Source organism: Leptospira biflexa serovar Patoc strain 'Patoc 1 (Paris)' (assembly GCF_000017685.1).
Classification (GTDB): Bacteria; Spirochaetota; Leptospiria; order Leptospirales; family Leptospiraceae; genus Leptospira_A; species Leptospira_A biflexa.
Genome location: NC_010602.1, coordinates 1,107,930 through 1,120,000, shown reverse-complemented (window position 1 = coordinate 1,120,000; position 12,071 = coordinate 1,107,930). Strand labels below are relative to the sequence as shown.

At 37.2% G+C, this 12,071-nt stretch carries 9 protein-coding genes (1 of these 9 only partly in view); 5 read left to right on the top strand and 4 right to left on the bottom strand.

Annotated elements, in window-relative coordinates:
- Together LEPBI_RS05280 and LEPBI_RS05275 are read right to left on the bottom strand one after the other, a co-directional pair.
- On the bottom strand, positions 1 to 1,362 hold the 5' portion of the coding sequence (locus tag LEPBI_RS05280; RefSeq protein WP_012388080.1) for a methyl-accepting chemotaxis protein. The gene continues 420 nt to the left of window position 1, outside the view; only the first 1,362 of its 1,782 coding nucleotides appear in the window; it begins with the start codon at positions 1,360 to 1,362; the stop codon falls past the left edge of the window.
- Positions 1,363 to 1,502: 140 nt separating this feature from the next.
- Entirely contained in the window at positions 1,503 to 2,702 is a 1,200-nt protein-coding gene (locus LEPBI_RS05275) for a metallophosphoesterase (RefSeq protein ID WP_012388079.1), read from the bottom strand.
- A 70-nt stretch (positions 2,703 to 2,772) separates the two neighbouring features.
- Here LEPBI_RS05275 and LEPBI_RS05270 point away from each other — a divergent pair, with 70 nt between their 5' ends.
- Positions 2,773 to 4,281, top strand: a complete 1,509-nt coding sequence (locus LEPBI_RS05270) for a malate:quinone oxidoreductase (RefSeq protein ID WP_012388078.1) — start codon at positions 2,773 to 2,775, stop codon at positions 4,279 to 4,281.
- Here LEPBI_RS05270 and LEPBI_RS05265 read toward each other — a convergent pair.
- Positions 4,274 to 5,527, bottom strand: a complete 1,254-nt coding sequence (locus LEPBI_RS05265; protein WP_012388077.1) for an OmpA family protein — start codon at positions 5,525 to 5,527, stop codon at positions 4,274 to 4,276. The genes LEPBI_RS05270 and LEPBI_RS05265 overlap by 8 nt on opposite strands.
- A 101-nt stretch (positions 5,528 to 5,628) precedes the next feature.
- Here LEPBI_RS05265 and LEPBI_RS05260 point away from each other — a divergent pair, with 101 nt between their 5' ends.
- From LEPBI_RS05260 to LEPBI_RS05245, 4 genes are read left to right on the top strand one after another with little or no spacing between them, the layout of a single operon-like run.
- Entirely contained in the window at positions 5,629 to 6,816 is a 1,188-nt protein-coding gene (locus LEPBI_RS05260) for an NAD(P)/FAD-dependent oxidoreductase (protein WP_012388076.1), read from the top strand.
- On the top strand, positions 6,813 to 7,766 hold the full coding sequence (locus LEPBI_RS05255) for a sigma-70 family RNA polymerase sigma factor (protein WP_012388075.1): 954 nt from the start codon (positions 6,813 to 6,815) through the stop codon (positions 7,764 to 7,766). The genes LEPBI_RS05260 and LEPBI_RS05255 overlap by 4 nt, the downstream gene beginning before the upstream one ends.
- A gap of 6 nt (positions 7,767 to 7,772) precedes the next feature.
- On the top strand, positions 7,773 to 10,211 hold the full coding sequence (locus tag LEPBI_RS05250) for a response regulator (protein ID WP_012476191.1): 2,439 nt from the start codon (positions 7,773 to 7,775) through the stop codon (positions 10,209 to 10,211).
- Positions 10,212 to 10,215: 4 nt separating this feature from the next.
- Positions 10,216 to 10,950 (top strand): SDR family NAD(P)-dependent oxidoreductase, encoded by a 735-nt coding sequence (locus LEPBI_RS05245; RefSeq protein WP_041769680.1) that lies wholly within the window; start codon positions 10,216 to 10,218, stop codon positions 10,948 to 10,950.
- Positions 10,951 to 10,971: 21 nt separating this feature from the next.
- On the opposite strand, the gene LEPBI_RS05240 is transcribed toward LEPBI_RS05245, so the two are convergent.
- Complete coding sequence (locus LEPBI_RS05240; RefSeq protein ID WP_012388072.1) at positions 10,972 to 12,030, bottom strand: BPSS1187 family protein; 1,059 nt, start codon at positions 12,028 to 12,030, stop codon at positions 10,972 to 10,974.
- Positions 12,031 to 12,071 lie beyond the last annotated feature (41 nt).

The following is a 12,071-nucleotide window of genomic DNA, read 5'->3' as shown; positions in this document are numbered from 1 at the left end:
AAGACGAGATACTTCACTCGCAACGACGGCAAATCCGCGCCCCATCGAACCAGCTCGTGCCGCTTCAATGGATGCATTTAATGAAAGCAAATTCACTCGATCAGAAATATCTTCTACAATGGAAATTGCCGATTTGATATTTTCACTCATTTGGTTCATCTGTTCTACTTTTTCATACGCGGATTGAATGGCATCACCTGATACTTTTACAGTGCCAATTGAGTGATTTGTATTGATCACCAATTCTTCTGCTTTTTTAGAAAGATTCGCCATTTCTTGAGTGACGCGAGTTAATTCATTGGCCAAAAAATTGGTTTTGACCTTTTGAGAATGAACACGTTCGTATGTGGATTTCGAGAGACTTTGGATTTGATGGACAGAAGCAAAGGTTGAATCAATTTTATTTTTTTCAGAGACAACTTGTGAATCTACTTCGATACCTTTATTTAAAATCGTTCTTGAAGTATCAGAAAGTGTGACTGCTTCTTTTTTGGCAGTCTGAAAATAAACCCGCAATGAATCCATGAACAAATTGAGTTTCACAATCGTATGACTAAGATTTGTTGCTGAAAGTTGTGGAATCGATTCTGAAAGTTCTCCTTTTGATAAGGTTTCAATCGAATGGTTGAGGTTACCAATATCTTCCTTTAGTGATTTACTACCTACATAAGCAGCATAGACCATAATCACAAGCATCATTACGAATACAATAGGCAATTGATAAAACCAGTAAGGAGATCTGAAATTTGTGGCTAATATTAAAAATAAATAATAACCAAAAGTTAACATAGGGAGTATTGCCACTGCCAAAACCGTATACAGGTTTCTTTGGAAAACTCCAAAAACACGAACCTTGTTTTCATCTAAGGATACATTTGCTAAAGTTTTATCTCGTAAAACTGCACTTAAATATACTTCTGATTGAAAATAAAATGCCAAATAGATTATAGGAACTAACATCACGCAGGCATAAGGTAAGGCAATGATTTCTCCCCAAGGTAAACCCAAAACTGTGACTGCCATAAACGAAAAACCTAATATTGAAACTGACCATCGGATTAAAATAACGTTACCTTCCCAGCGAGGGTGTTCCAATAATCCCTTTTTTAAATTGGAGATTTCTTCAATATTTGATGATTTGGAATAACTTAGTAAACGTTTTAACCTTCGATTGCGTAAGGTAATCCCTAGCACTAAAGGTACAAGCGAGAGTAATGTTCCGATTACAGCAAGTTGGATCAGAGTATCTGTGTCAAAACCAGAGGCAAATAAACAGAAATTTATAAAATAAGGAAAGATTAAAAGGTATAATGGAGCTTCAATGGCAACTGTTAATTTCCGGATCAATCGATTCTCTGTCATTTCCTACAAACCTTCCTATCTGTTTGTCAAATATTTCAGGAAAGCAAAGTGACATCACCATTTTTCATAATTTTTCTCGATAGAACAAACGATCCTATTTGTTCAGGGATGAAGAAGTTTCCTGAGAAGGAAAAGATAGTTCAATCCTGTAATTGTAACTCTAATACGGAAACTTCAGAAGGCGCACCTAAGCGAAAGGGAGGACCCCAATACCCAGTACCACGGCTTACATAGATATTTGTATTTTGATAACGATGAAGTCCTGCGACAAATTTTTGTGCAAAATAGATCAAAATATTGCCTGGAAAAAATTGTCCACCATGAGTGTGGCCCGAGATTTGAAGATCAAATCCCAATTTGTTTGCCTCATAGATACTATTTGGTTGGTGCGCAAGAAGGATTTTATAATCACAATTTTCGCCACCTAACATTGCCTTTTTGGGATCAGTTGCATGTGATTTGATCATTGCTCCTGCAGTTAAATCAGTCACACCTGCCATGAGTAAGTTTGCTTTCCCTACTTTTAAGATTTGGTTCTCATTCAGTAAAACTCGGATTCCCAATCTTTCAATTTCGGGTAACCATGATAAAACTCCTGAATAATATTCATGATTGCCTGTCACATAAAACACTCCATACTTTGATTTTATATCAGCTAAAGGTCTTAGGTGTTGTTTGAGTGTTGCTGCAGGCCCGTCCACAAGATCACCTGTAATCACCACGACATCGGGTGACTTTAAATTGATTTTTCCCACTACGCGACGAAGGAATTTTTCTTTAATTGTAGGACCGATATGGACATCAGAAATCTGAACAATTTTGAATCCTTGTAAGTCTGGATGTAAATTTTTGCCTGGGACTTTGACATGTTTGTAACGCAAACGAACATGGGCATTATAAAATCCTAAAGAACTAAGAGCTGTTGCCACGACGATAGTAGAAAAGGCCATACTAAAGTTTTTGACTTCGGTCACCCCATCGATAGGAAAACCAAATCGAAGTAACATTGAGAACAAAAGTTTTGAATAATCAGATACGATGCCAAAGTCAACAAGTCGGAGTACGTCCATCAGTAGAACCAATGTAAAGAGGATGGAGAAAAAACCAAAATTTGTAAATGTGACATAGGCAAAAAAGGTTTGGGTTTTTTCACGTTTGGATACTCGACTGAATACGTAAGTGAGAGGTACGAGTAGCACGAGTGCTCCAATACCCACTAAAATCAATGTGACCACCGGCCCATTCAGTGAAAGTCCTGAGATTAAACGAAAGGTAGAATAGTAATAGATAAATCCGAGTAAGGATGTCAGAACGGACAAAAATAGGAAGAATGCTTTCAATGAAATAACCCTATCTATTGGACAGGTTTTTGATACAGAAAGTAACCAATATTGACGTCAGCAGGATAGAATGAAAGAAAAAGATACAATTCGAACAAAATCCGATGTGATTCTCATCGGAGCTGGGATCATGAGTGCCACTCTAGGAGTTCTTTTAAAAGAATTAAATCCCCACCTAACGATCACTGTTTTGGAACGTTTGGATGCAGCAGCAAGAGAAAGCTCCAATGCTTGGAACAATGCAGGTACGGGTCACTCTGCATTTTGCGAATTGAATTATACAATCGAGAACGAAGATGGCTCAATCCAAACAAAAAAAGCACTACAAATCGCAGAATCGTTCGAAATTTCCAAAGAGTTTTGGGCTTATTTAGCGGGAATCAAACAAATCATTGATCCAGAAGATTTCATTCATTCAATCCCTCATTATAGTTTTGTGTGGGGAGAAGAAAATGTTCGGTTCCTACAAAAAAGATATGCTGCCTTACAACAACACGAACTTTTCCGTGGACTCGTGTATACAGAAGATAAAGAAACCATCTCCCAGTGGCTCCCTCTCGTGATGAAAGGAAGAGATCCAAACGAATTGGTAGCAGCCACAAAAATGGACCTAGGAACTGATGTGAATTTTGGAACACTCACTCGTGCCATGTTTCGGTATTTAGAAAGTTTCTCTGATGTTCATGTTCATTATTTCGAAGACGTTAAGGACTTAGAAAGAAGTGAAAATGGGAACTGGCACCTAACATCTATTAACCTACAGACACATGAAAAAGAACATCATGAAGCAAAATTTGTTTTCATAGGTGCTGGTGGAGGAAGCCTCCCCCTACTCGAAAAATCAGATATCCCCGAGGCAGAAGGATTTGGAGGATTTCCTGTGAGTGGACAATGGTTACGTTGTAAGAATCGAAATATCATCAAGGAACATTTCGCAAAAGTTTATGGTAAAGCCAATGTAGGTTCCCCGCCTATGTCAGTTCCCCATTTGGATACAAGGATCATTGAAGGGAAAAAGGAATTATTGTTTGGACCTTACGCTGGTTTTACGACAAAATTTCTAAAAAAAGGTTCTTATTTAGATTTGGTCAAATCATTAGAATTTGATAATATTTTCCCTATGTTATCAGCAGGAATGCATAACCTACCTCTCACCAAGTATTTAATCAGCCAAGCATTACAATCTCATGAAGACAGAATCGAAGCTCTAAAAGAATACTTTCCTGAAGTAAAATCAGAAGACTGGGAACTTGTTGTCGCAGGACAAAGGGTCCAAGTGATCAAAAAAGATGAAGAAGAAGGAGGAGTTTTAGAATTTGGAACGGAAGTTGTCTCTTCGAAAGATGGTTCTCTAGCGGCTCTACTTGGTGCAAGTCCCGGTGCTTCCACTTCTGTTGCAATCATGTTAGAAGTATTATCAGATTGTTTTCCAGATGAAATGCAGACCAAACAATGGAAAGAAAAACTAAAAATCATGATTCCAAGCTTTGGTGAATCCATGAAAGAAAATCCAGACCTCTGTTCGATCAGTCGGAAGCGGACAGAGGACTTACTTGGGTTACAAACTTTGGTTACTTAATTTTTTTCCTTAGTTCGATGACAACTTTTTCTTTCGATTCCACAGTGTACATTGCGGATCCTTGTGTGGAATCGATGATCCTTCTTGGACTCACACCTTTCTCTCGGAGTACCCGAGAGATCGCTTGTGCTCGTTCAAACCCTAAGTCATAATTTTCAAAATTCCCAGGTAGGTCTTCCTTGTAAGGTGAAGTGTAGGTAATGATGAGGATATCATATTCCTTGTATTCATTTTCTAAACTTCTAGCGATCGCATCGAGTCTTGCTCTTCCTTCCAAATGGATACGGCTCGATGGTAAATCAAAAATTTCACTCGCAAAGAAAACAAAACGCTCTAGTTTGGATTCTTGATTGATTGAGTTTTGATTTGAATTTGTATCGGAAGATACACTATCAATCACTTTTTGAGGAGCTTCTACTACATTTGAAGGATCTTTTTTGGAAAGTGAAAAATTGATTCCAAATCCAATCTTTCCAGCAGTTTCTTCATAGTTTCCTCTGTTTCTATAACCCGAAGTAGGTGGTTTATAATTTACAATGTATGTATTTGCATGTTCGACTTCCATACTAACAAAAAATCGATCATTAAAATGATACCGTAGCCCAAGAGCACCAAACACACGATTCGTTGTCCCACCATAAAGAAGTTCTGAACCGTATCCACCACCAACTTTTATATACGGGTCAAAAGCATAATTTGGAATCAGATGAAAGAATAAATTTATATCTGCAGTTAAGGCGCTGTAAAAATCTCTCTTTCTTTGTAAAAACAATTGGAAAGCATCTCCATAGTTCAGTAAGTCAAGTTGATTGGAAACTGAGCCACTCGACAACGCAGCAATCGTTGCCATTCTTGGATCGACTGTGCGGAAATTAGCAGAAGAGATGACTTGGTTTGTGGCAGAAAGTCCAATCCCAAAATATTTAAATAATCCATACTCAACCCCAAGTTCTCCCCCTCTACTTGATAACCTTGCCCTTTCTTCTGTGATCTCCGTGTAGAATGTATAACTTGAATATCGAGAGAGTATATCCGTAGAGACCGTACTGACAGCAAGATATCCGGGAAAATTATAATTAAAAACTCCCTTATGGATGGAACCCGAATTATTGCCGACGCCTCCCATTCCCATTCCATAAAAAATCAAATTCCCACGATCAAAACCTTGGGCCAAAAGAATTGATCCCGGTAGGAAAAGTACGAAAAAAATAAGGATCAATTCAATTTTCTGTTTCCATTTCTGCATAGGTGATCTTGTTCCAATATCGCTTGTTAATGCAACTTCATTTTTTTACTATGGCTGTCACAAATCCACTACCTCCAATCGTCTTGGTAGTGAGGTATCTGATGAAAACTAAAATCGTGATTTTGGGTGCAGGTTATGCAGGCATCCTTTGTGCCAATCGTTTAGAAAAACAAAATCAAAATGTGGAGATTTTCATTGTTTCAGATTCAATTCTTTTCCAAGAAAGGATTCGATTCCACGAATATGCAGCACATACAAAAGAAAAAAAAATCCCCATTCCAAATCTGTTACGAAAGAATATCCATTTTGTTCCAGGAAAAATTATCAAAATATTGCCACATGCAAACCAAGTGATGGTGGAGACAAAAACAGGTGTGAACCATTTTGAGTATGATTTTTTAGTTGTTTCGATTGGAAGCTCCGGGATCAGGAATCATTCGGAAGATGAAAATTCGATCCAATCTCGAGATGCTTTGGATCAATTTTTGGCCAATCAAAAGTCGAAACCATTGCATCACGTATGCATTCTTGGCGGAGGGCTGACTGGTATTGAACTTGCATCGGAGTGGAAAGAAAAATTTCCAAACACTAATGTCACACTGGTTGATCAAAATATTTTTGGAAACAGATTCTCTAAACCTGGAAAAAATCACTTAGAAAAAAAATTCAAATCCTTAGGAATTCGTATCATTGAAACAATCGAGATCAAAAAAATTGTTTCTGGCAAATTGATTTTTAAAAACAACACGGAACTGTTATTTGACTCCCTTTTGAATTGTACGGGATTTTTAATAAATCCTCTCCTCAGAGAATCTGGATTTTTAACAAATGATCGCAATCAAATTTATGTAGATCCATTTTTAAGATCCAAAGAGTATCAGAACATATTCGTGGCTGGTGATGCCGCAAAATTAGAACATTCAACTTTACGAATGGGTTGTGTTACAGCCCTACCAATGGGTGCCTATGTGGCTGATACGATAACCAATACATTGAAGAAAAAAACACTGTCCCCTTTTTCGTTTCAATTTTTTGGACGATGTGTTTCTCTCGGTAGGAATGATGGCCTCATCCAATGGACTTACGGAGATGATTCTCCCAAAGAAAGAGTCATCACAGGAAAATTGGCAGCGCTCATCAAAGAGACGGTCAATCGGTTTACTATATTTTCATTGAAAATGGAAAAGAGAGTCCCTTTTCGATTTTATTTTTGGCCGAAAGGAAATCTTTTTGAATCCAAGGATTTTGGACTTGGGAATCGCAAAGAAACAAGGAGAGTCGTAAATTGAATGATTTAGAATCTTTTTTGGAATGGAAACCATATCTATTCTCCATTGCCTACCGCATTACAGGGAGTTATGTGGATGCAGAGGATATTTTACAAGAGAGTTATCTAAGATGGCTCTCGGTCAATAAAAACATAGTAGAAAATCCCAAATCTTACTTGGGAAGTATTGTCGCAAGACTTGCCTTTGATTTGCTAAAAAAAGCATCTAGAAAAAAAGAAACGTATATCGGTCCCTATTTGCCAGAACCGATTCCCGAAAAATGGGATGGGCTTGATGAGGTTGATGAAGAGAAAATGAATTTTGTTTTCCTCGTTCTTTTAGAAACATTAAATCCATTTGAACGTGCTGTTTTGCTATTACGAGAGTCCTTTGATTTTGATTTTGAAACCATTGGAAAAATCATAGGAAAAACTCCGGAATACTCGAGAAAAATTCTGAGTCGAGCCAAACAGGCATTAAAGCAACGTAAGAAAAAATTTGATCCTGATCCAAAATTTCACGCAAAGTTACTTATGGAGTTTAGCCTTGCTTGTGCGAAACAAGACACAAACTCGCTTTCAAAATTACTCAAAGAAGATGTGATTGCATATTCTGACGGAGGTGGCAAAGTACATGCCGCAAGAATTCCAATCCCTGGCCTCAGTCGAGTGATCACCTTCCTCAAACAAACTACTAAAAAAGCAATGAATACTTCTACTGTCTATTTTGGATATGCGAATGGTGACCCTATGATCATCGGATATGACAAAGATGGAGTGCCAAAGTTTGTTCAATTGATTTCTGTTGAAGGAAATTTGATCAGCAATATTTACACAGTTGCCAATCCAGAAAAACTCAAAGGATTTCAAAACATGGATCAATTGAAAAAATTAGGATACATCCGAAAACCGAATCTAATTTCTTTCCTTATTTTGGACTTTCAGAATAAAATCAAAGCTTTTCTAAACTAGAGTGCAATGCTAGGATGTTCTTTGTCGTCAAATCTTGCAAAGCTTGTGAAACAAATCATCCTCAATATTTTGTTTTCGTTTCTGATCTTCAGTTTCTTTGGCTGTATTCAAAAGCCAAATCCACCAATGGCAAAATTTGGAATTTTAGATAGTAGGGATTGGAATTTTGATTTATATGGAAATGTACCTTTAAACGGAGAGTGGGAAATCCATTGGAAACAATGGGAACCAAAAGAAGAACAAAAACCCTCTTATACAAAAATCCCTGGTAACTGGACTGATTCCCTGGGAAATAAATTGCCGAATGGTTACGCAACACTCCGCTTAAAAATATTGGTAAAAGAAAATACAAAATCTTTTTATCTACAGAATGGTGTGACTAGAAATGCATTTCGAATTCAAGTTGGAAATGAAACGGTCTATGAATCAGGAAAAATAGGTTTTGATTCTGAATCGGAAATTTCAAACATCAATATTCAAACTGTTTCTCTGCCTCAAGTTGAAAAAGGATTCATTGATCTTAGAATACAAGTTTCTTGTTTTCACTATCATGTATGTGGAGTTGCCACACCGTATTTACTTGGAACTCATGATGGTATCAATAAATCATTTTTTGAAGCGACTAGCCGGGATATTTTAGTATTTTCATCACTGGGAACTCTCGCTTTTTTCCATTTTGTTTTATTTCTATTTTGGCGTGATGAAAAAACACATTTATACTTTTCTTTTGTTTGTTTGCTCGCATCCATTCGAATTTTAAGCATTGGAGAAACACGTCTCATATACAATTATATACCGATGGGTATGTATGAATTTATGGTGAGGGTGAATGGAATTTCCTTTACCTTATTGTACCTATCTTTTGTTCGTTATGTGAAAGAAGTGTATCCAGATAAAAAGTATCAATATTTTTATCAAATGAATTATATTGCCGCAGTAATTCTTATCTTTGGAATTCCTTTTCCGACACAAATTTATTCCAAAATCCAATCTTACCATTTAATCCTTTCACTACTTGGTTTGTTCACTCTTCTTTATCCCATCATTCATGGTGTGATGGTAAAAAAACCAGGAGCAAGGTTCTTTTTATTTTCCCTCGTTTCCACGATGTTACTTTTTTCATTGGATATTTTGACTGAGTTTGCTAAAAAAGGAACCGCTTATTTAGGTCAATATGGATTCTTAGTATTTGGTTTGTCTCAAGCATTGTTTATCGCTGATCGTATGATCCAAAATTTCAAAAACAAAGAAAAACTAAAACAGGAAAAGGAGTTAGCTCTCGCTGAAGTCAGATTCAAATCCGCATTTTTATCCACAATGAGTCATGAAATTCGAACGCCTATGAATGGAATTTTGGGTATGACCCAAATGTTTGGTCAAACAAGTCTAACAGATGAACAAAAAGAATATTTAAGTTTGATTCAATTTAGTGGAGAAAATTTATTATTACTCGTCAATGATATTTTGGATTTAACGAAACTTGAGGCAGGGAAATTTGAATTACGTTTAGAAACAATTGTATTGTCGAAATTTTTAAACGATATGGTACAATTGTTTCGATCCAAAATTAACACACAATATGTGAATCTTGAGTTAGTGACAAATACAGACCTTCCAAAACATATCATCACTGACCAAAGGAGATTCAATCAAATAATTTCGAATTTATTGGGGAATGCAATCAAGTTCACTGAAACCGGAACCATATCATTGATCGTTTGGTCAGATCCAATCGATTCAAAAAAATGCAAACTCAATCTCCAAATCAAAGATACTGGTATTGGTATTCCCAATGAAAAATTGAACGATTTATTCCAACCATTTTTACAAATTCATTCCCATCTATCAGGAAAAACAAACGGGACAGGACTTGGTCTTACCATCACAAAAAAAATTGTAGAAGAAATGTCAGGAAAAATCTCCGTTTTATCGGAGTTAGGAAAAGGATCGGTATTTCATGTAGAGATCCCAGTTTCAGTCAGTAATGAGGAAATTCCAACAAGCGACAGTTTACCGAATCAAAGTTTTCTAAAATCCGACAATTGGGAAAAAAATTTAGCGGAGAAATACCCTGCGAAAATTCTGATCGCTGATGATGATTCCATCAATTTAAAAGTATCTAAAATGTTTCTAAAAAAATTGGGTTATGTTGCACTCATTGCAGAAAATGGGGAAAAAACTCTCGAAGTAGTGGAAAAAGAAAATCCAGATTTGATTTTACTGGATGTTCAAATGCCTGATATCGATGGAATCCAAGTCACAAAACAAATCAGAAAGAACAAAAATTTGAAACGGCAACCAATTATCATTGCTTTGACCGCAAATGTGATGGAAGAAGAAAAGGAAAATTGTCTTTCCTCTGGAATGGATGATTTTATGACCAAACCACTGCTCATGCAGGATTTGGTTTATATGATTAAAAAATGGTCAAAAGGATTCGATTGAATTGATGGAACATTCATTAGTTGTGGGAGCAACTTCGGATATCGGAATTTGGGTAGTGGATGCATTGGCAAAACGAGGACATTCCCTTTCCTTAACTGGTAGAAACAAACAAAAGTTATCCGAATTACAAACCAAAATCATTTCAAAGTACAATGTTGTCGTGAATATCTTTGAATTGGATATTACAGAAATGCATTCGTTTGATTCGTTTGTAACATCGCTGAATGGTATTCCCAATCATATATTTTTCCTAGTTGGTTATTATGAAGACCAGAAGAGAGCCAGGGAAAACTGGAGAGAATTAGAAAAAACCATTCAAATCAACTTCACGGGCGTTGCTGCTTTATTAAATATATTCTCCCTTCAAATGGAAATGAGAAAATCTGGAACCATAACCGTTGTCAGTTCTGTGGCAGGAGAAAGGGGAAGGAAATTGAATTATGTTTATGGAAGTGCGAAGGCTTGTTTGACCACCTATCTCTCCGGATTACGTGCCTTAGTGTATCCGAATGGTGTTCATATAGGGACGATCCTACTCGGTCCAGTCTACACCAAGATGTCTCTTGGTCATAATTTGATTCCTTGGTTGACATTACAACCAGAGGAAGCGGGGGAAAAAATTGTAACAGCCGGTCTTGGGAGAAAAGACCAAGTATACATACGTTGGCCTTGGTATTTTATCATGTTTGGGATTCGAATGATTCCGGAATGGATCTTCAAACGCCTCCCAACATTCTAACTTTACGAACCTAGATTAAGTTTAAGGATAACTGATGTAATTCCAAATGGTTTGGAAACCATTGGTCATGGGACAACTATGCAAAACGGCAGCGCCCATACCATTACATGCTGTCGTCACCAAACGTTTGCTATTTCCAAACGGTGCACCCGCATTGGTATTTGTCAATGCTCCTGTCATACCGAATTGATTTAGCCAAACATCCGTTACCTGGTTTGCGTTCCCACTAAAATTTGCCACCGTATCATTTTCATGAATGAGGCCGTAATAGGAACCAGCAGGAGCTACTTGCGCATTACTAAACCAAGAAGGAATCGAAGCGGATTGTAAACTATAGTCCGAAACTCCACTATAAATGGAAACACGGCCTACATTTCGAAGTTTCCCATGGAATGCTGCATGCCCACTCCCTTGAGAATGGCCTCCCACATATACAGAAGGCCAGTTGATGGCCCCACCAGTCAAAAACCCATCCCAACCATCATTGGGATAGGTTCTAGACAGATACAATAATAATGATAAAAGTCTACCCTCAATCGAATTGTTTCCGTCAACGGAAACATAAGATGAAACTTGTGATCCTGTCACTACTTCGTTCCGTAAGTTTTCAAAACAGCTTGCATCATTTCTTGCGGCTCCTTGGTTGCAGATAGAATTGACTGCTTCACTATTGGGGTAACTAAGTCCAATGACATGATACCCTCTTGAGGCGCCTTGTTGTAAAATGGCGCCAATTTCACAAGGAGAGGAACCAGTTCCTGGATAAAAGACAGACAGAATATTTTTTTTGGTAACACTAGAGAGAGGTGGGTAAACATGATGTGGGTTGTTATCTGAAGTGATCGCAGTCGAAGTGATGGAAGGTCGGACTTGGTAACGGATGAGACTTCCCACTGTCCCATTGGATGGGAAAGTATTTTGGCCAGCACAAGAACGAGCGTATATATTCAAACCAAGAAGTGTCACCAAATCTTCGTTTGTTTCTGTTTCTTTTTTGCAATTGAAAAAGTTCAGAAATAAAATGAGAAGGAGAATCGAATAAAAAAAATCAAAACGGAAATTTGTAGAAATGGATTTCATCTAATTGGATAAAATCCAATTAGATCATCGTTTGACAATTC